Source organism: Vulgatibacter sp., from assembly GCF_041687135.1.
In the GTDB taxonomy this organism is placed as follows: Bacteria; Myxococcota; Myxococcia; order Myxococcales; family Vulgatibacteraceae; genus JAWLCN01.
In genome coordinates this window covers 509,583-529,908 of sequence record NZ_JAWLCN010000001.1, presented here as the reverse complement: position 1 = coordinate 529,908, position 20,326 = coordinate 509,583, and the positions used below count along the sequence as shown (strand labels likewise).

General features: G+C 71.9%; 14 protein-coding genes. 6 read left to right on the top strand and 8 right to left on the bottom strand.

Annotated features, from left to right (window positions below; translation table 11 throughout):
• Positions 1-14: 14 nt before the first annotated feature.
• Complete coding sequence (locus ACESMR_RS02490) at positions 15-1,655, top strand: PKD domain-containing protein (protein WP_373044772.1); 1,641 nt, start codon at positions 15-17, stop codon at positions 1,653-1,655.
• Positions 1,656-1,667: 12 nt separating this feature from the next.
• On the opposite strand, the gene mgtE is transcribed toward ACESMR_RS02490, so the two are convergent.
• From mgtE to ACESMR_RS02470, 4 genes are all read right to left on the bottom strand, one after another.
• Positions 1,668-3,050, bottom strand: a complete 1,383-nt coding sequence (mgtE, locus tag ACESMR_RS02485; protein ID WP_373044770.1) for a magnesium transporter — start codon at positions 3,048-3,050, stop codon at positions 1,668-1,670.
• A gap of 70 nt (positions 3,051-3,120) precedes the next feature.
• Positions 3,121-3,753 (bottom strand): serine protease, encoded by a 633-nt coding sequence (locus ACESMR_RS02480; protein WP_373044768.1) that lies wholly within the window; start codon positions 3,751-3,753, stop codon positions 3,121-3,123.
• Positions 3,754-3,861: 108 nt separating this feature from the next.
• Complete coding sequence (locus ACESMR_RS02475; RefSeq protein WP_373044767.1) at positions 3,862-4,800, bottom strand: isopenicillin N synthase family dioxygenase; 939 nt, start codon at positions 4,798-4,800, stop codon at positions 3,862-3,864.
• A gap of 87 nt (positions 4,801-4,887) precedes the next feature.
• Positions 4,888-5,799 (bottom strand): DNA polymerase beta superfamily protein, encoded by a 912-nt coding sequence (locus ACESMR_RS02470; RefSeq protein WP_373044765.1) that lies wholly within the window; start codon positions 5,797-5,799, stop codon positions 4,888-4,890.
• Between the two features lie 63 nt (positions 5,800-5,862).
• On the opposite strand from ACESMR_RS02470, the gene ACESMR_RS02465 reads away from it, so the two are divergent.
• Positions 5,863-6,795: a hypothetical protein gene (locus tag ACESMR_RS02465; RefSeq protein WP_373044763.1), complete on the top strand. Its 933-nt coding sequence runs from the start codon at positions 5,863-5,865 to the stop codon at positions 6,793-6,795.
• A gap of 18 nt (positions 6,796-6,813) precedes the next feature.
• Here the strand turns inward: ACESMR_RS02465 and ACESMR_RS02460 are convergent, their stop codons facing one another.
• A complete protein-coding gene (locus tag ACESMR_RS02460; protein ID WP_373044761.1) occupies positions 6,814-8,019 on the bottom strand; it encodes a hypothetical protein in 1,206 nt (401 codons plus the stop codon).
• Positions 8,020-8,362: 343 nt separating this feature from the next.
• Between ACESMR_RS02460 and ACESMR_RS02455 the strand changes: the two genes are divergently transcribed.
• The 3 genes from ACESMR_RS02455 to ACESMR_RS02445 all read left to right on the top strand — a co-directional run bounded on the left by ACESMR_RS02455 (position 8,363) and on the right by ACESMR_RS02445 (position 10,702).
• On the top strand, positions 8,363-8,563 hold the full coding sequence (locus ACESMR_RS02455; RefSeq protein WP_373044760.1) for a cold-shock protein: 201 nt from the start codon (positions 8,363-8,365) through the stop codon (positions 8,561-8,563).
• Between the two features lie 116 nt (positions 8,564-8,679).
• Positions 8,680-8,871: a hypothetical protein gene (locus ACESMR_RS02450; RefSeq protein ID WP_373044759.1), complete on the top strand. Its 192-nt coding sequence runs from the start codon at positions 8,680-8,682 to the stop codon at positions 8,869-8,871.
• Between the two features lie 241 nt (positions 8,872-9,112).
• A complete protein-coding gene (locus ACESMR_RS02445) occupies positions 9,113-10,702 on the top strand; it encodes an OmpA family protein (protein WP_373044757.1) in 1,590 nt (529 codons plus the stop codon).
• Here the strand turns inward: ACESMR_RS02445 and ACESMR_RS02440 are convergent, their stop codons facing one another.
• The 3 genes from ACESMR_RS02440 to ACESMR_RS02430 all read right to left on the bottom strand — a co-directional run bounded on the left by ACESMR_RS02440 (position 10,703) and on the right by ACESMR_RS02430 (position 18,597).
• On the bottom strand, positions 10,703-12,769 hold the full coding sequence (locus tag ACESMR_RS02440) for a polysaccharide deacetylase family protein (protein ID WP_373044755.1): 2,067 nt from the start codon (positions 12,767-12,769) through the stop codon (positions 10,703-10,705).
• Between the two features lie 99 nt (positions 12,770-12,868).
• Entirely contained in the window at positions 12,869-14,107 is a 1,239-nt protein-coding gene (locus tag ACESMR_RS02435; protein ID WP_373044753.1) for a vWA domain-containing protein, read from the bottom strand.
• Between the two features lie 104 nt (positions 14,108-14,211).
• Positions 14,212-18,597: a hypothetical protein gene (locus ACESMR_RS02430; protein WP_373044751.1), complete on the bottom strand. Its 4,386-nt coding sequence runs from the start codon at positions 18,595-18,597 to the stop codon at positions 14,212-14,214.
• Positions 18,598-18,903: 306 nt separating this feature from the next.
• On the opposite strand from ACESMR_RS02430, the gene ACESMR_RS02425 reads away from it, so the two are divergent.
• Positions 18,904-20,202, top strand: coding sequence for a hypothetical protein (locus ACESMR_RS02425; RefSeq protein WP_373044749.1), 1,299 nt, complete (start codon positions 18,904-18,906; stop codon positions 20,200-20,202).
• Positions 20,203-20,326 lie beyond the last annotated feature (124 nt).

The following is a 20,326-nucleotide window of genomic DNA, read 5'->3' as shown; positions in this document are numbered from 1 at the left end:
CTCCCGGAGACGACATGCGCCGCTGCCTTCCGCTCCTCGCCCTTCTGCTCGCTACCGCCTGCGGCGGCGGGTCCGACGAAACGCGCGGCGGCCCGGACGTGGTGGACGGCAACGCCCGGCCCGTGGCCGACGCCGGCGCCGACCTCCAGGTGCTGGTGGGCGAGCAGGTGGTGCTCAACGGCAGCGGCAGCGAGGATCGGGAAGGCTCCGTCCTCGGCTACGCCTGGTCCTTCGCCGGCGTCCCCGAGGGGAGCACCGTCCGCTTCACGGACGGCGACGACCGGATCGTCAACCCGCGCTTCCTTCCCGACGTGCCGGGCAGCTACGTGATCCGCCTCGTGGTCGACGACGGCGTGCTCGAGAGCAAGGCGGACAGCGTCACCGTGGTGGCTGCGGCGCTCCCGCCCGACGTCGACGCAGGGAGCGATCAGCTCGCCGTGATCGGCGGTACGGTTCGCCTCGACGGCTCGGCGAGCGTCGATCCCGCAGGCGGCGCGCTCGCCTGGACGTGGCGCTTCACCGAGGTGCCCGAGGGCGCCGCGGCGACGCTGGAAGGCGCAGCTACCGCCACCCCCTCCTTCGTGCCCGACCGCGCGGGGCGCTGGCTGCTCGAGCTCACCGCCACCACCGCCGACGGCGGCAGCGCGGCGGACGTCGTGGCGGTGGAGAGCTACGCCCGCGGTACCGAGGGACGCGTGACGCCCTTCGCATGGGACCTGGTCGACGCCGAATACGATCGCGCCCACGACAAGCTGGTGGCGGTCTCCGCTGCACCCAATCTGCTCCACGTGATCGATCCGTCGACGCTGGAGGAGGCGAGCCTCGCGCTGCCGAAGGCGCCGCTCTCCGTCTCGATCGCCCCGGGTGGCGCCACCGCCGCGGTGGGCCACGACGGCAGCCTCTCGATCGTGCGCCTCGCGCCGCTGGCCCTCGAGGCGACCCACGACCTTGCCGCGCGCGCCGACGAGATCGTCCTCGCGGCAAACGGCTGGGCCTACGTCTTCCCGGGCCTCGGCGAGCCCGACGGCGCCTGGGCCGTGGAGCTCTCGAGCGGCACGGTGCACGAGGCGGACGGCTGGAGCATCGACTCGGGCACGATCGCGCGCCTCCACCCCGACGGCCTGCGGATCTACGGCGCCGAGAACGGCCTCAGCCCCGCGGACATCGAACGGTACGGCATCGCGGAGGGCGTGCTCACCCGCGAATACGACTCGCCCTACCACGGCGACTACCCGATGTGCGGCGACCTCTGGCTCAGCGAGGACGGCGCGCGGATCCTCACCGCCTGCGGCAACGTCTTCCACGCCTCGAATACCCGGGCCGAGGACATGACCTACGCTGGCTCGATGAGCGTGAAGCCGCTGCGATCCGCGGACGACTCCCTCGCCGCCGGCAGGATCGCGACGCTGCCGGTGACGGGCGGCCGCAACCAGCTGCCCAACGAAGCAGTGGAGCTCTTCGACCGCATCTCCCTCGAGCACGCCGCGACACGCCCGCTGCCGCCCTTTCCCGGCGAGGGGCGGAGCTGGTCCGCGACGGGGCGCTTCGTCTTCTTCGACGCGGCGGGCGGCGCGGTCCTGGTGCTGGTGCAGGCCGAGGCGGGCTCTGCGCTCGCGGCGGACGACGGGATCGTGCGCTTCTCGCTGGGCGAGTAGCCGCGTGCCGCTTCAGAGCAGCGCGCCGGTGAGGAAGAGCGTCGCCGCCCCGAGGTAGATGAGCAGGCCGGTGACGTCCACCAGCGTGGCCACGAAGGGCGCCGACGAGGTGGCGGGATCGAGCCCCATCCGCTTGAGCACGAAGGGGAGCATCGAGCCCACCAGCGATCCCCAGAGCACGACGCCGAGCAGGGAGACGCCGATGGTGGCAGCCACCCGCGCCGAATATTCGGTGTAGTCGGCCCAGCCCATCCACTGCCAGCCCTCCACCCGGATCAGGCCGAGGAGGCCGAGCCAGAGGCCGAGGAGGAGCGAGGTGGCGAATTCGCGGCGCAGCACCCGGAACCAGTCGCCGAGGCGGAGCTCCTGCAGGGCGAGGGCGCGGATGATGAGGGAGGTCGCCTGCGAGCCCGAGTTGCCGCCGCTGGAGATGATGAGCGGGATGAAGACCGCGAGCACCAGCGCGTTCGCGAGCGCCCCCTCGAAGCGCTCCATCACCGTGGCGGTGAGGAGCTGCCCGGCGAAGAGGATCGAGAGCCAGGCCCCGCGCTTCTGCACCATCCGCCACACGGAGACGTTGCGGTAGGGCTCGTCGAGGGCCTCCATGCCGCCGAGGCGCTGGATGTCCTCGGTGGCCTGCTCCTCGGCGAGATCGAAGACGTCGTCGGCAGTGATGATGCCGAGCATGTTGCCGGCCACGTCCGTGACCGCGATCACGAAGCGATCGTAGCGCTCGAAGGTGCGGACCAGCTCCTCGCTGCTGGTGGTGGCCGGGATCGAGATCATCGGCCGGTCCTCGAGCTCGGAGACCTGCGTGTCCGGATTGGCGAGGGCGAGGGTGGAGAGGTTCAAGTCGTCGAGGAGCTTCCCCGACGCGTCGACCACGAAGACGACGTCGAGGGTCTCCTTGCCGGCGGCGTTGGCCCGGATGTGGGCGAGCGCCTGCGCCGCCGTCATCTCCGGCCGGATCGCCACGTAGCGCGGCGTCATGAAGCGGCCGGCGGAGTCCTCCGGGTAGCCGAGGAGCTGCCGCGCCTGCTGCGATTCGCGGGGGCCCAGCGAGGCGATGAGCCGCCGGGTCACCTCCGCCGGCATCTCCTCGAGGAGCCTGGTGCGATCGTCCGGCGACATGCGCCGGAAGATCCCCTGCACCTGCTCGTTGGTCAGGGACTCGACCAGCTCCTCCTGCCGCTCGAAGGGCAGGTAGGAGAAGACCTCGGCGCTCTGATCACGCGGCAGCAGGCGGAAGAGGACGAGCGCCTGCTCGATCGGGATGTCGACGAGCAGGTCGGCGATGTCCGGCGGCTCGATCTCGGAAAACTCGCTGCGCAGCTGCTCCCATGCACCCTCTTCGATCAGGTGCTCGAGCTCGGCCTGCAGCAGCTTTCCGATCATCCAGGTCGTCCTCCCCTTGGCAGCCGGGGGCTATACACAGCGGACGGCCCTGGAGTGCAAGCCCGATTCTTCAGCCCGCCGGCTGCAACGTCCGCAGCGTGGCGCCGAGGCCTGCCGCCGGGGTGCTGATCTGGCAGCGGGCGCCGCCGTGGACCATGCCGGCCAGCGCGCCGCGCTCGTCGAGGAGCGGCGAGCCGGAGTCGCCGGGCCGCGCGTCGAGGGTGGTGTGGATCGCGCCGTCCACGCCGGGCAGCGAGGGGCAGCGGGCGATCCGGGTCACCTCCACCTCCTGCGGCGGCATCGGGCGCTCGGGCCTGCTCCCGAAGAAGAGCCAGGCGCCCGTGGCGGGGAGCTCGTCCGCGATCGGAACGGGACGGACCCGGGCCGGGCCGTCGAGCCGGAGGATCACGTGGTCCTTCGCCTCGTCCCGGTGGGCGACGGTGGCGCCCAGCGTGCGGCCGTCGTGGAGGCGGACGTGCAGGCGCTCGCCGTCGACGCAATGGGCGACGGTGGCCACGTGGCGATCGTCCTCCACCACCGCGCCGGCGCAGCGCGAGGGCAGGAGCGTCACCGTCGCCTCGGTGGCGAGGCGCGCCACGGGGACGAGCTCGGGGTTGGCCGGGCTGGGCTCGGGGACCAGGGCCAGCGCCAGGGGCAGACCGCCCGCTGCGATACCGAACGCGATGATCGACCTGCCCGTCATGACCCACCTCCCTACCCGTTGGACGGTAGGGAGCGTGGGGCGCGCCGGCAGGGGGTTGGAGGCAGCGCCGCCGCCCGCAGCGGGAGCGTGCAGGCAGGGGGCAGGCGGCTACTTCGTGAGGCCGATCTCGCGGAGGCGCTGGAAGAGGAAGTCGCGGGTCTTCACCGGCGCCGCGAAGCCGGGCTTCATCGGCGTGATCACGTACTCCGGGTTGGGATGGAGGAAGACCGGCATCGAGTAGCGGCCGCCGTCCCTGCCACCGGGCGGGTTGACCACGCGATGGGTGGTGGCGGGCAGCTGGTTCGCGGTGAGCAGCGCCATCATGTCGCCGGTGTCGCAGACCATCGCGTTCGGCGGCGTGTCGATGGGCACCCACTCGCCGTCGCGGGTCATCAGCTCGAGGCCCGGCTGCGTGGCGGCGGGGAGGACGGTGAGGAGGTTGATGTCCTCGTGGGCGGCGGAGCGGACCGCGCCCTCCGGCGCGTCGGGGCCGAGGTCCGGGTAGTGGATCACGCGCAGGAGCGTGTTCGAGTCGCGGACCATCTCCCGGAAGAAGGCCGGGGGCTGGCCGAGGTACTCGCCGATGGCGTCGAAGAGCTGGAGGGAGAAGGCCTCGATGCCGGAGAAGAGCTCGAGCATCGTGGTCCGGAAGGCGGGGACCTCCTCGGGGAAGCGGTTCGCCGGCACCACGCCCGACTGGCGCTGCGGGTGCTCGGCGGGGAGCTCGCGGCCCACGTGCCAGAACTCCTTGAGGTCGGGCACGGTGGTGTACTTCGCATGCTCGATGCCGAAGGAGGTGTAGCCACGCTGGCGGCCGTCTTCCGGCGTCTCGTAGCGGCGCTTGTTCTCGGTGGGCAGCGCGAAGGTCTCCGTCGCCACCGCATAGGCCCTGGCGAGGAGCTGCTCGTCGACGCGGTGGCCCACCACCGAGACGAAGCCGAACTTCTCGAGCCCCTCGCCGAGGACGCGCACGAACTTCGCCCGGCGCTCGCCCTGCCCTTCGCTGTAGTCCCGCAGGTCGACGACGGGAACCCGATCCATCACCATCCCACCGCTCCTTCCCGGCGTTTCGCCGCGCGTGGAAAACGGGCCCCTTCTAGCGGAGAGGGCGGGGTCGGTGGAAGCCCTGGCCGTTCAACCTGCGGCTGCGAGGACCTCCTCGACGATCCGCTGGCAGGCCTGGTCGAGGCGGACCTCGTCGGGTGCCGCAGGGAGGGTCGTGGTCCGGGCCGCGTCCTCCACCGCGGCGAAGAGCGACTCCGCCTGCTCCACCAGCTCTTCGTAGCTCCAGCTGCCGGCGCGGATGGCGAGGAGCTCGTCGCGGTCGGGGCGCCGCACCTGCACCTGCCCGGTGGCGAGGATCTCGCGGGCCATGCGCAGCAGGCGCACCAGGTGCATCGCGTGTTTGGTGTCGTAGCCGAAGCGGGCCTCGGCTTCCGCGCGCTGCGGGTTGCGGCTGCGGAGCCAGCTGCGGTGCGCTTCCCATTCGCGTCGCGCCGCCTGCCAGCGCTTCTCCCGATCGAGGAGCTCGAGCAGGCTGGTGGGAAGCTCCTCGCCGGCAGCGAGCAGCGCCTCTGCGGCGCCCTGCTGCTCGCGGGCGAGGCCCCGGTTCGGCGGCAGGCCGAACGCCTCGCGGCGGGGCTCTTCCTGTGGCGGTACGAGGAGCCAGCGCCGGTGGGTCTGGATCCGGCGGAGCTGCGCCATCGCGTAGTGGGCGAAGCTCCGCTCCACCTTGCGGGAGAGGAAGAGCTGGCGCAGGGCAAGGAGCTTCTCGCCGGCGGCGGTACAGACGAGGTGGTCCGCGGGGGCGGTCCACAGCACCTCGATCAGCGTCGGGTTGCTCGCAGCGAGGAGGCGGAAGAGCTTGCGGATCTCGTAGCGGACGTGGTCGGGCGAGAGCTCGATCTGCTCGGGGCCGCCGCGGTAGCCGTGGTACCAGGCCGGCGGCCCGACGATCACCCCGCGCACGTCGACGTCGGAGGTCGCCGTGGCGACGCCGTAGGCGCGGCTCCCGTGCACGGTCTCGTAGATGAGCGTCGGCTCCATCCGCCCAGCATGTGCACCGGGCGCCGGCGGATGAAAGCGGGCGGGCCATCGTGTTGTCTTCCGGTGAGCCGCCCCCGCGACATCGAGCCGATGCTCGCCCGATCGGCCACCGCGCTGCCTGCCGGCGAGCGGTGGGCCTACGAGGTGAAGTGGGACGGCTTCCGCGCCCTCGTGCACGGGGACGGACGGAAGGTGCGGCTGCAGAGCCGCAAGGGGAACGACCTCACCCCGCTCTTTCCCGAGCTGCAGGAGCTGGCGGCGCTGCTCCGCCCTGGCACCGTGCTCGACGGCGAGATCGTCGCCTTCGCCGGCGGCAAACCCGACTTCGAGCTGCTGCAGGGACGGCTCGGCGCGTCGGGGCGGAAGGCGGCGGCGCTGGCTGCTGCGGCGCCGGTGCGCCTCGTCGCCTTCGACCTGCCCGTGGACGCGGGCGCCTCCCTGCTCGGCGTGCGCTGGAGCGAGCGCAAGGAGCGGCTGCAGGACCTGGGCATCGACGGCCCGCGGATCTGGGTGCCGCCCCACCACCTCGGCCCGGAGGGCGGCGCGCTGCTGCAGGCGCTCACCGTCGAGCACGGCCTCGAGGGCGTGGTGGCCAAACGCGTCGACAGCCGCTACGAGCCCGGCCGCCGCAGCGGCGCCTGGCAGAAGATCAAGAACTGGAAGCAGATCGAGCTCCGCGTCGGCGGCTGGGTCGCAGCAGAGGACGGCGGGCCCGCATCGCTGCTCCTCGGCGAGCCGTGTGCCGACGGCCTGCGCTACGTCGCGGTGGGCGACCTCGGCCTCTTCGGCGCCCTCCGCCGCGCGCTGGCAACGACGCTCCCCGACCTGGCCTGCGCGCAGCGCCCCTTCGCCGACGTCCCCCGCATCCCCGGCGCACGCTGGGTCGCACCGCACGTGCGCCTGCGCTGCCAATACCTCGAGCGCACCACCTCCGGGCGCCTGCGCCACGTGCTCCTCCTCGGCCTCGCCCTGCCGGACGCCTCCTCCGCGGCGTGAGCGCCGCACGGCGTGCGGTCAGCGCGCGGCGGTGGCGGGGAGCTGGCGGGTGAAGCCGCGGCGGTAGAAGGCGTAGCTGAGCGAGGCCATCAGCGGCACCACCGCGGCGCCGAGGCCGGGGACCCACTGGAACGCGAGGATCACCACGAGCGCCACGCGGAGCAGGAAGCGGGTGAAGACGCGGCGGCCACGCGGCACGTAGCCTGCCAGCGGCGCCACGAGGCTGAAGCGGTAGTAGACGATGCCGGGCACGAGGCCCAGGATCGGCACGGCCGAGAGCAGCAGCGAGATGGCGACGACCAGCGGCACCTTGCGATCGAGGTGGCGCACGTAATCGGCGCCGGTGGGGAGCTCGGTGAGGATGCCGAGGGTGCAGCCAGGGCACCTGGTGCCGGGCGGGACGCTGCCGATCCGCGTGGCACAGCGAGGGCAGCGCCGCTTCTCCAGCAGATGGAAGGCGTGGCCGCTGCGCGCGGCGCTGCCCACGCAATTGCCGAGGAAGCCCACGTCGTGGGGCGCTTCGACGGGATGCAGGTTCGGGCAGGTGAGCGCGCAGCGGTACGTCTCTGCGCCGCAGGTGGTGCAGGGAAAGAGGCTCCGGCGCTCGCGCTTCTTCGCCACCCACTGGAGGCCGAAGAGGAACGCGAGGACGATGCCGGTGATCACCAGCATCAGCAGCGGGAAGAGCAACACGAGGACCGCGGCGCCGATCGCCCAGAAGTCCTCCGCCCATTGGAGCAGGCCGGCGAGGCCGAGGCTGTCGTCGGCGTCGGCCTCGTCGAGGACGTCGATCACCCCGCGCCTCGCTTGCGCCGCGAAGTAGACGCCGGCGCCGACGGGCACCGCCGCGATCCAGTCCAGAGCCGAGGCCTCGAGGGCACCGCGGGTGAAGGCTTCCTCGGTGGCGCTGAGCACGCCCGCCTGTGCCAGGGTGGCTGCACCCGCCTTGATCCACCCCTCGAACTCGGCGAGGAACTGCCGCACCTCCCCGCTCCGGGTGGCGATCAGCTCGAGGAGCGAGAGCACGCCCAGGATCCAGAGGCTCGCGTCGGAGGTGAACCAGGTCGGCGCTCCGCCGATCTCCTCGAGCACGCCGAGCTTGCGGACGAGCGCGATCTCCGGCCCCCAGCGGAGCACCGCCGCGATGACGAATGCGGGGAGGAAGGCGCGCGACGTGAAGGGGCCGATCGAGCCCAGTCCGTGGATCAAACCGAGTGCGGTCACGCGGGCAGCCCATCGCAGGGCACCTGCCCGGTCAAGCGCCTGGCGAAGTCGCTCTGTCGGGCGCGCGAAGTGCCCGACGGCGGACATCCGGCCGGGTGCGATCGCATTCGCAGCTTTACCGCCGGGGTCGCCTGTGAGAGGAATGCAGCTGCCGCTACGTTTGTCTCCATGCGAGTGCGCAGGTCGGGTACTTCATCCGACCCCCGCGCGCTCGCCGACGTTGTGGTTGCAGGCGACTTCCGAAGTACTTCGAAGACCCTGTACTACATGGGGCACCGCCGTCCCGCATGTCGCGGCTCGGCATCAACACCAGCTCCCCATGAGCTAGAGAAAGAGCAAGAAAATGGCACAGGGTTCCGTGAAGTGGTTCAACGACGAGAAGGGCTTCGGATTCATCGCGCAGGACGACGGCGGCGACGTCTTCGTGCACCACACCGCGATCAACGCTGACGGCTTCCGCTCGCTGGCCGAGGGCCAGCGCGTGGAGTTCGACGTGCAGCAGGGCCCCAAGGGCCTGCAGGCCTCGAACGTTCGGGCGATCTGACGCCCTGCCGGAGCCTCGCCTCCGGTACGATTGCGAGGGTCTGCGCGAGCGGGCCCTCGCATTTTTGCGTGGTCGGTGCCCATACGTCCGCGCGCCCCCAAAACCCAGGAGCTCCATTGGCAAAGAACGCACGACCGTCATTCAGCAAGCGGCAGAAGGAACAGGCGCGCAAGGAGCAGGCAGCGCGCAAGGAAGAGAAGCGTCTGGAGCGCAAGGCGGAGAAGGAAGGCCGCGGCGACGCGCCTGCCGGCGTCGATCCGGACATCGCCCATATCGTTCCGGGCCCGCAGCCGATTCCCGAGGAATAAGGCGCGGCGCCGTCTCTGCCGGCGACGGAGCGAACGCAAGAGCGAGCGTCTCTCGCGCGGCGCGTGAGCGAAGAAATCGGGCCGGCCCCTGCCGGACCGATTTCTTCACACGCTCCAGGCAGGGCTCGCGCGCGAGCTTGCTCCGCGGCGCAGCCAAGCCATCCTTTGAGTATTTTGACTTGAAGGCGTCCCAGCGGTAGGCTGCCTCCCCGGCAACCGACCGTCTCCAGGAGCCTTCCCCGTGTCCCGCATCTCTGTCGCCCTCGCCCTCTCGCTGATCGCCGGCCTTCCCGCCGGCGCCGCCGCGGACGACGCGCTGGCCCGCGGCATCGATCCCGTGGGTGGCAGGCTCGCCGTCACGGCCGATTCCTTCCTCACGGTGGAGAGCGCGCGCACCGCGCCTGCCGGTTCCTTCGGCCTCTCGCTCCTCGCCGACTACCACCACGGCTTGATGGCCCTGCAGATCGGCGACGAGAAGATCGACGATCTGCTCGCCCACCGCCTCGACCTCCATGTGATGGGCAGCTACGCGCTCACCAACTGGCTCGAGGTCGGCGCCGACATGCCGCTCACCCTCGTCCAGTCGAACGGCTTCGACCGCCTCGCGGACGAGACGGGCTTCCCGCAGAACGAGCCCTCCTCCGCAGGCCTCGGCGACCTCCGCTTCGTCGGCAAGGCGCGCCTGCTGCAGCAGGAGGATCACGGCGTGGGCCTCGCCGCGGTGGCCGAGGTGCGCCTGCCCACCGGCGACGAGGAGAGCTTCCTCGGCGAGCGCGGCGTCGCGCTGGCGCCGTCGCTGGTGGCGGAGCGCAGCTTCGGCGCCGTGCGCCTCGCCCTCGGCGGCGGCTACCGCTACCGCAGCGATGCGGGCCGGTTCCTCAACCTCCATGTCGGCGACGCCATCGGCTTCTCGCTCGCCGGCGCCTACGCGCTCCCCTCCTCCTTCCTCGGCGAAGGGTGGGACGCACTCGCCGAGGTGGTGGGCAGCACCCCTTCGCGCGCTCCCTTCAACGGCCCCGATTCCGACGCGATGAAGACCGGCCTCGAGGCCCTCGTCGGCCTGCGCGGCGATCTCGGCGCGGGCTTCCAGGGCCTCGCCGGCGTGGGCACCGGCCTCTCGGGGGAGTCGGGCTTCGGCCGCGAGGGCGTCCGCGGCTTCGTCGGCGTGCGCTACCAGCGGATGGTCCACGACCGCGACGGCGACGGGATCGAGGATGACGTCGACCGCTGCCCGGACGTCCGCGAGGATCGCGACGGCTTCGAGGATTCCGACGGCTGCCCCGATCCCGACAACGATCGGGACGGCATCGCCGACGACGAAGACATGTGCCCCGACGAGAAGGGCCCCCGCGAGTACGAGGGCTGCCCGGATCCCGACGGGGACGAGATCCCGAACCACGAGGACGCGTGCCCCGACGAGTACGGCCCCGCCCAGTGGGAGGGCTGCCCCGCGGGCGATCCGCTCGCCCGCTACGACGGCGACAAGATCGAGCTCCGCGGCGCGGTCAACTTCGACACCGGCCGCGCCAGCATCAAGCGCGAATCCTTCGGCGTCCTCGACCAGGTGGCGAAGGTGCTGCAGGAGAACCCCGAGGTGAAGCGCGTCCGCATCGACGGCCACACCGACGACGTGGGCAGCGCCCGCCTCAACCGCGAGCTGAGCCGCAAGCGCGCCGCGGCGGTGGTGCAGTACCTGATCGGCAAGGGCGTGGCGAAGGAGCGCTTCGCGAGCGAGGGCTTCGGCGAGGACAAGCCGATCGCCCCGAATCGCACCGCCCTGGGCCGCGCCAAGAACCGGCGCGTCGAGTTCACCGTCGTCGAGCAGGAGTGATCACGGCGCCGTGGTGAGCTGCAGGTCGAGGTCGAAGGAGAGATCCGGCGAGCTCTTTCCGACCTGCTTCACCATCACCGCGATCACGTTCTCCCCGCTGACGAAGGGATAGGGATCGAGCGCGATGCTCGCTGCCGCCACCTCGTTCTCGGCGGAGGCGCTCGCCGACCGGTTGTGCTCGAAGCGCGTGATGTTCCGCGAGAAGACGAGCGTCCCGTTGACGTAGACGGCGATGCCGTCGTCGAAGAGGACCTGGAGATCGGCAGCGGTGATCCGCTCGCCCACCAGGAAGGTCCTGCGGAAGTAGACGCTCAACGCCGTCCGCTTCGGCTGCTGGAGCACCGTCGCCTCGTCGCCGTCCCCGTAGCCCAGCTCGGCTGCGCCCAGCGGCCAGGCGCCGTCGTCGTAGGCGAGGCCCGCCCAGCCGGCGCCGGGATCGCTGCCGTCGTCGTGGTAGCGCCAGGTGCTGCCGAAGGGGATCTGCTCGGTGATCCCGCTGGGCGGCGGGGCGATCGCGAAGGGCGCGTCGCTCACGTCCTCCCGGGCCACCCCCTCCGCATCGCGCACGCGGACCAGCGCCGCCTCGGTGGTGATCTCCGGCAGCGTCCATCGGTAGGGCGACCGATTGACGAGGCGGGTGGCGATCGGCGTCCAGCTCGCGCCGCCGTCGGCGGAGAAGTCGATGTCGACGAAGGCCACCGGAACGCTCGCGTCCCACGCGACGTCGATCGCCTCCCCGGCGAGGAACTGCTCCCCGCCGTTGGGCGCGCGCACGAAGAGCGCGGGATCCGGCGGGCTCGAGGGAAAGGCCATCTCCAGCTGCAGATCGAAGGAGAGATCCGGCGAGGTCCGCCCCACCTGCTTCACCACCACCGCGATCTGGTTCTCTCCCGCCACGAAGGCGCCCGGCGGGATCTCCGCCCGCTCGAAGGCGTTGTCGGTGGAGGCGGAGGCGTAGAACCGGTGCTCGAGCCCACGGTCCACGTTGCGGGCGAAGATCAGGCTGCCGTTCACCCAGACCGCGAGGCCGTCGTCGTAGATCACCTCGAGGAAGGCGCGATCCGGCACCTGGTCGAGGACGATGCGCTTGCGGAAGTAGACGCTGGTCTGCGACGGATCGGTGCGCTGCAGCGTGGTCGCCTCGTCGAGTTCGCCGTAGCCGAGCTCGCCCCTGCCCTCGGCCCAGCCGCGATCGTCATACGCGGCGACGTTCCAGCCGGAGCCGGGATCGGTGCCGTCGTCGTGGTAGCGCCAGAAATCACCCCAGACGATGGGGCGCTCCTGCGTCGCCGGCGGCGGCGGCTCTTCACCCGCCTCGCGGAGCGCGCTCGCCAATGTCTTCACCACCGTTCCCTGCCCGGCCCGCACCGCCAGCCAGCCGAAGAAGGCGTCGAGGGTGTCGGGGTGTGTGGTGTAGGTGCCGCAATCGCCCGTGCAGATCTGGTGGAATTTGAAGACGACGAGGCCGCCGCCCGCCTCCTCCGCTCGGATCACCTGCGCCTGCAGATCGGCCAGCGTCTCGGTGATCTGGCTGGAGGAGAGCCCGCGGATCCGGAAGGGATTGAGGGGCGGCAGGGATTCTGCCGCCGGGCAGGTGGCGCAGCCGAGCCCCGCGGCGACCTGCGCTGCCGCATAGCCGCACTCGGCCACGAGCGCCTGCACCTCGGGCGAGGTGCGGGAGAAGGGATAGCAGAAGGTCTCGGGCGAGTGGCCGTGGGCCACCAGCGCTTCGCGCCCCTCGCAGATCTCGCGCCGCGCCTCCTCGAGCGAGATGGCGGTGAGGTCCGGGTGGCTCACCGTGTGGCCCGCGATCTCGTGGCCAGCGGCGGCGACGGCCGCGAGATCGTCCCAGCTCATGTAGCCCGAGGCGCCGACCCGTCCGGTGATGATGTTGAAGGTCGCGTGCAGGCCGTGCCGCTCGAGGAGCGGCAGCACCTGCAGCTGCGAGGTCCGGTTGTCGTCGAACGTGAGCGCGACCACCGTCTCGGCGGCGTGCGCGGCCTTCGGCAGCACCCCCAGGCAGAGCACGAGCGCCACGGCCAGCGCGGCCCCTCCCCCCTTCGCCATCTCCCCCTCCCCCGCAGCAGCGGTCCTGGGGAAAAGCTGCACGCCAGGCGAGCTGGCGCACAGGCCACGGCAGGGGGCACCCGGCGCGCTACCGGCTGGTCAGCCCGCGCAGATCTGCTCGATCCGGATCTGGTCGCCGTGCTGCAGGCGGCACTTGCCCTCGAGGGTGATCCGGGCGGCGGCCCCGCCGGTGGGGGCCTCGTAGCTGAAGCCGTCGCCGCTGCGGCAGCTCACCTCGGTGCCGTCGGCGCGCTCGAGCTCCACCCGGAGCAGACGTGCGTCCGCCGGCGGATCCTCCAGCTCGAGGACCTGCGGCGCCTGCACCAGCGTGGCGATCTCCTGCAGCGCCGCGCCGTAGTCGTCGGCGCAGATCGAGGCCGTGGTGCCACGCTCGCCCATCCCCGCCGCCGCTTCGAGGTAGCGGACGCCGATGCCGGAGGCCTCGTCGGTGGAGGAGATGCAGCGGGCGGCGTCGCCGGTCTCCACGTCGATCGGCGCGATCGCCGCGAAGTAGGTCTCGCGCTTGCGGCCGGTCCCCGTGCCGTCGTCGAGGTTCTGCAGCAGATCGACGTAGCGCTGCACCGGCTCGAGGAGCGCGCGGCCCTCGCTCGTCTCGCAGAAGTTGGGGAAGCAGACCCGGCGCCCGTCGTGCGGGAGGCAGTAGCTCCCCTCCGCGCCGCAGTCGGCGTCGCTGCTGCAGGAGACGTCCTCGCAGCGGGGCCCGAGGGTGAGGGCGGTACCGGTGGGATCGGAGCAATCGTCCTCGTCGGTGACCACCACCACGAGGAGCCGCGCGCCGGGGCGGAGGAAGCCCTGCTCGGTGGCCAGCGGCTCGGTGAGGGCGAGGCGCATCGCCTCGAGCCCCATCTCCTGCCCCGAGCCCGAGGTGCCACGGCGCACGAGGGCGGCGAAGCGCGGGAGCAGGTCGGGATCGTTCCAGGAGAGGACGGTGGGCCCGGGGCCCTCGTCGCCGGGGAGCGTCGCCGGCTGGAGCCTGCCGCTCTCCTCGGGGAAGGGCGTGTAGTGGCTGGGCTCGCCGGGCTCGCAGCCGCCGGCGTTCTGGCTCACGCCGGTGGTCGCCAGGCCGATGCGGAAATCGTGGGCGACGGGGCCCTCCGCCAGCGCGGTGACGAAGGCCTCGAGCTGCGCCGCCACCTTCTCCTGCTCCTCCCGCATCGAGATCGAGTCGTCGACGACGAAGAGGATGTCGGTGGAGACGCCGGGCGGCAGGGCCACCTGGCTGCTGCAGTCGGCGACCACGCCGTCGGGGGCGCCGCCGACGCCGCAGCCAGCGAGGGTGGAGGCAAGGAGACCAGTTGCAAATAATCCAAGGCGCATGGGCGCAGCGTACGGGGGTGGCTGCCGGCGGTCAACCGGGCGGCTGCCGATTCGTCGGGGTCCCCCCGGCCCCGCTGCAACGGGGCCGGGGGAACGGGCCGGGATCAGTAGGCCGCGACCTCTGCAGGCGCCGCGAACCAGGCGGCGCCGTCGCCCAGGCGGCCCATCGAGCTCACGCCCCAGCACGAGGCGCTGCCGGCGACGCCAGCGCGGAGGGCGCAGCTGTGGTGTCCGCCGGTGGTGATCGCCCGCCAGCCGGTCGCCTGCCCCACCTGCGTCGGCGTCGGGTAGGTGCCCTGCATCTGCCCGTTGCCCATGAGGCCGCCCGCCGCCTGGCCCCAGCAGTAGGACTTGCCGTCGCGGACGCCGCACGCATGCCAGTAAGCGGCGGAGACGTCGGTCCAGTCGGCGTACGAGTTCACCAGGGTCGGGCTGTACTGCCAGGTGTAGCCCCAGGCGGTGCCGAGCTGGCCGAGGGTGTTGGCGCCCCAGCAGTAGAGGCTGCCGCCGCGGATGCCGCAGCTGAACTCGTGGCCGAGGCTGGCGTGGGTCCAGCCCACGTCGGTGCCGACTCGCACCGGCGTGGTGCGGCTGCTGAGGCTGCTGTCGCCGAGCTGCCCGTTGCCGTTGTCGCCCCAGCACCAGAGGCTGCCGTCGTCGAGGATGCCGCAGGTGTGGCTGTGGCCCGCGTAGACCTCCGCCCAGTTGTTGCCGGTGCCGACGCGGAGCGGGTAGCGGTTGGTGGTCCACGTGGAGCCGGTGCCCAGCTGGCCGTCGTCGCCGCGCCCCCAGCAGTAGAGCTCGCCGGCGCGGATGCCGCAGGCGTGCTGGTGGCCCGCTGCGATCCGGCTCCAGTCGCTCGCGCTGCCGACCTGCATCGGCGTCGTGCCGGCCTGGCCGGTGCCGGTGGAGCCGTAGACATCTGCGCCCCAGCACCAGAGCGTCCCGGCCCGGATGCCGCAGGTGAAGTCGTAGCCTGCGCTCACCCGGCTCCAGTCGGTTGCGGTCCCCACCACCACCGGCGTCTGCCGCGGGCGGGTGTCGCCGAGGCCGAGCTGCCCGGAGCCGTTGCTGCCCCAGCAGCGGAGCTGGCCGTCGGTGCCGGTGGCGCAGGTGTGCCCGTCGCCTGCCTCGAGGGAGGCGAGCGGATCGGTGGTCATCACCGAGGTGGGCGTGCCGGTGTGGCCGTAGGCGCCGATACCGAGCTGGTTGAGGCTGTTGCCGCCCCAGCAGGAGAGCATGCCGCCGGTGTCGAGGCCGCAGAGGTGGAAGACGCCGGCGAGGGGCTGCGACCAGTTGGTGGCGGTGCCGATGCGGACCGGCGTGGCGCTCCGCGCGATCGTCTCGTCGCCGAGCTGGCCCTGGCTGCCGTCGCCCCAGCAGTGGAGCTCACCGGCGGAGACGGCGCAGGTCTGGTAGTCGCCGACGGCGTAGGCGCCGACGGTAAGCGAGGCCGCCGCCGCCACCGGCTGGCTCCGGGCGGAGAAGGTGCCGTCGCCGAGCTGGCCGCTCTCGTTGGCGCCCCAGCAGTGGAGCGCGCCGCTGCTCTTCTGGGCGCAGGTGGTGCTGCCTGCAGCGTCGACCGAGGCCCAGTCGGTGTCGGTGCCGACCTGCACCGGTGCCTGCTGGGTGACGCCGGTGGTGCCGATCCCCAGCTGGCCCCAGGCGTTGTTGCCCCAGCACCAGAGGGTGCCGTCCGAGGCGCGGGCGCAGGCGTGCCCCCAGGCCGCGGCGAGATCGGTCCAATCGCTGCGGCCAAGGATCCGCGAGGGGCCCAGCGCCGTGACGCCGCCCAGGCTGCCCCAGCACCAGAGGGTGCCGTCGGTCTTCGTGGCGCAGTTGAACGTGCCGCCGACGGAGAGCGAGGCCCAGTCGGTGTCGGTGCCCACCTGGCTGGGCGAGGGGATCATGCCACCGTTCATGCCGTTGCCGAGCCTGCCGTCCCAGCCGGCGCCCCAGCACCAGACGGTGCCGTCGGTCTTGCGCGCGCAGCTGTGGTAGGTGCCGGCGCCGACCTCCGCCCAATCCGTGGCGGTGCCGATGCGCACCGGCGCGGGCCGCTTGGTGGTGGTGCCGTCGCCGATCTGGCCGCTCACGTTGTTGCCCCAGCACCAGAGCTCACCGGCGGTGCTGATGCCGCAGCCGTGCTCGCGGTCGATGTCGGCCTGCGCGAAGGCGCGCTCGATCGACCAGGCGTGGCCGGTGGGTGCCGAGACGTTCCCCACCGCGTCGGCGGCGCGGACCGCGAAGTCGTGGGCTGCGCGGGAGAGCCCGGTGTAGCTCGCGGGCGAAGTGCACGCAGCGAACGCCCCGCCGTCGAGGGCGCATTCGAAGGTGCAGCCGGTCTCGCCGCCGCAGTCGAACTCGAAGGTGGCGTCGGTGCCGGACTCGGCGGCGTTGGGCGCCGCCGTGATCCGGACGGTGGGCGGCGTGAGGTCGACGTTCCAGGTCGTGGTGGGCGTCGTGCCCGTGTTGCCGGCGGCGTCGGTGGGCGTCACGGTGAAGACGTGCCGTCCCTCGCTCACATTGGTGAAGGTGTGGGGCGAGGTGCAGGCGCCGACGCTCACGCCGTCGAGGCTGCAGGCGAAGATGCAGGTCTCGCCGTTTTCACAGCCGAAGGTGAAGGTGGCGTCGGTTTCGCCCACCGTCCAGTCGGGCGCCCCGGTGACCTGCACCACCGGCGGGGTGGTGTCGATCGTCCAGGTGTGCGAGGCGACGGGGCCCTGGTTGCCGAAGGAATCGACGGCATAGATCTGGAAGGTGTAGCTGCCGTCCGCGAAGTTGCCGTAGCTGAGACCGCCCTGACAGGAGGTGAAGGTGCTGCTGCCGGGGAGCATGCAGAAGTAGGTGCAGCCGCTCTCGCTGCAGGTGGCGCCGATCCAGCCGTCCCGTGCGTTCGCCGGGGTGTTGGGCGAGAGGGTGATCGTGGGGGCGGTCGCGTCGATGAACCAGCCGTAGAGCACGGCGGCGCCCACGTTGCCCGCTGCGTCGATCGCGCGGAAACGCGCCGTGTGCTGGCCGTCGTCGAGGCCGGTCCAGGTGGTGGTAGCGGGACAGGCGTTCCAGGCGCCGGTGTCGAGCATGCACTCGAAGGTGCTGCCGGCCTCGTTCGACGTGACCTGGAAGACCGCGGCGGCGCTGGTGCTGCGATAGGCCGGATTCTCGAGGATGGTGAGCGTCGGCGCGGTGGTGTCGACGGTGAAGTCGTGGCGGAGCGTGGCGCTCACGTTGCCAGTCGGATCGACCGCCTGCACGGTGAAGGAATGCGCTCCCTCGGCGAGCGGTCCCGCGACGAGGGGCGAGGTGCATGCGAAGGCGGCGGCATCATCGAGCGCGCAGGTGAAGCTGCAGCCGTCCTCACCACTGCAGTCGAAGGAGAACGAAGGATTCTCGTTCCTCGACGAAGCGGGCGGCGTCTCGGTGAAACGCACGGTGGGTGCGGTGCGGTCGATCGAGAAGATACCCGACGCCTCGGCGCTGTTGCCGGCTTCGTCGCTGGCGGTGACCGCGAAGGAGTGCGCGCCCTCGGCAATGTCCTGCCAGGTGAAGGGCGAGGTGCACGCTGCCGGAACGCCGCCGTCCACGCTGCAGGAGAAGGTGCAGACCTCGTCGACGCAGGTGAAGGTGACGACGAGCTCGGTGGCGGTGGAGCCGCCCTCGGGCAGGCCGGCCAACTCGAGCTCCGGCGCGGTCTGATCGATCCGCCAGCCGTGCGAGGTGGCGTCACCTGCGTTGCCTGCGGCGTCGGTCGCGCGGACCTGGAACGAGTGCTGCCCCTCGGCGAGTCCGGACCAGGTGGCGGGCTGGGGGCAGGCAGCGAACGCCTCGCCGTCCAGCGCGCATTCGAAGGAGGAGCCGGCCTCGTTCGATTCGAAGGTGAAGGTGGCGTCCACCGCGTTGGTCGCCGCAGGCGGCGCGCCGGTGATCGTCACGGAAGGCGGCGCGATGTCGTTGTCGAAGGCGGCCGCCTCGCTGGTGCTCTCGTCCTCACCCTCGGCGACGACGAAGACCCGGGCGCGCTCGTTGTCGCCGAGGGAGATGGCGGCGAAGGAGCCGTCGGTTTCGACGGCGGCGCTCGCCACCAGCTCGGAGAGCGATTCGTCCGCGTAGACGTGGACCTGCTGCGCGCGCGTGGCGGCGGCGGCATGGCCGACGATCGTGTCGTCGGCTCCCGGCGCAGCCGCGAGCACCTCGATCTGGCTCGCATCGAGCGTGGGCTCGGTGCCTGCCGTGCCACCCGTGCCGCCCGTGCCGCCGACGCCGCCGACGCCGCCGACGCCGCCGACGCCGCCGGTGCCGCCGGTGCCGCCGGTGCCGCCGGTGCCGCCGCTTCCGCCGCTTCCGCCGCTTCCGCCGCTTCCGCCGCTGCCACCGGCGCCTGCCGTGCCGCCAGCGCCACCCTTGCCACCACCGGCGCCGTCATCGCCGCATGCCGTGCCTACGAAAAGCAGCACGCCCAGCAGGAGCGCCGCTGCCTTGCCTGATTTCACCACGAGTAACCCCCGAACATAGCTCCCGATCGGGAGCTGAACGCGCGGGGTTATGGCGGTCCGTACGAGCACGAAGAAGTGCGGATTCTTGCACCTCTGGGTGGATGTAGGGCGCGCTCTCTCGTCGACCGGACGTGATCCACACCGAGCGTGCGGGTGGATCCGGGACGCCCCGCCCTCACCCGAGCCGGCAAGCAGCTCGCGGGCGCCCTCGCCGATGCGCCCTCCCCACGTGGCGCCCCGTCACCTTCCTGCGACCGCAGATCTCAGCTTGTGGTGCCCCGACGACCGGGGAAGGAGGGCGTGATGCGACGGCTTTTTCTTCTGGGCGTGTTGCTCCTCGGTGCCTGCACCGAGGACGGACTCGACCGGACCAGCGGCAGGATCGAGGACGGTGGTGAAGGCAGCGCCCTCATCGACGAGGGGCGCGAGGTCTTCCGCTTCGACACCTTCGGCAGCGAAGGCTTCTTCGGCGGCACGCTCGGCCTGCACCGCGCCATCGCCGGCGCGGCGAACGGCGGCGTCGGCCCGGGCGTTTCTCCGACCGCTGCGCTGGGACTCGGACTCAAGGTGGACGCGGAGGCGCTCCCTGCCGAGGTCGTCGCCGCCCTGCAGGCGGGCGAGTTGGATCTCGAGGATCCCGCCACCACCCTCGCGCTCCTGCAGGCCGAGGCGGTGGTCGGCGTCCGCGGCTTCTTCGACGAGGCGGGAACGCTCACCGCCATCGGCACCACCTGCGCGTTCTGCCACTCGACCGTGGACGACTCCTTCGCGCCAGGCATCGGCCGTCGCCTCGACGGCTGGGCCAACCGGGACCTGAACGTCGGCGCGATCGTGGCCGCGTCGCCCGACCTCGGCTTCTTCGTCGACGCGCTCCAGGTCGACGAAGCGACGGTGCGCCAGGTGCTCGAGAGCTGGGGCCCCGGTCGCTACGACGCGCTCCTCGTCCTCGACGGCAAGGCCTTCAAGCCGGACGGAACCACGGCGTCGGTGGTGATCCCGCCTGCCTTCGGTCTCGCCGGCGTGAACCTCGCCACCTATACGGGCTTCGGCGACGTGACCTACTGGAACGCCTACGTCGCCAACACGCAGATGCACGGGCTCGGTACGTTCTACGATCCGCGTCTCGACGATCCCGAGAAATATCCGGTGGCGGCGCGGCTCGGCCTCGGCAACATCCGCTCGGAGGAGGATCGGATCACCGCGGTCCTGCCCGCCCTGCACGTCTACCAGCTCTCGCTGCTCGCCCCCACGCCGCCCGCGGGCTCCTTCGACGCGGCGGCGGCGGAGCGCGGGCGGGCTGTCTTCGAGGAGCAGGGCCGCTGTGCCAGCTGCCACGTGCCGCCCGTCTTCAGCGAGCCTGGCCACAACCTGCACGACCCGGCGGAGATCGGCATCGACGACTTCCACGCCAGCCGCTCGCCCACCGGCATGTACCGCACCACGCCGCTCGGCGGCCTCTTCACCAGGGAGAAGGGCGGCTTCTACCACGACGGCCGCTTCGCCGATTTGCGCGCGGTGGTCGACCACTACGACGCGACGCTCGGCCTCGGCCTCGCAGAGGCCGACAAGAACGACCTGGTGGAGTACCTGCGCTCGCTCTGAGGCGATCGCGGGCCGGCAAAGGAAAAGCCCCGTAGGTCCGAGGACCTACGGGGCTTCCAGGTGGCGCGGTGTACGGGACTCGAAAATCTACGCAGGAGGAGGGGCCAGTGCGCTCTGGGCCCTC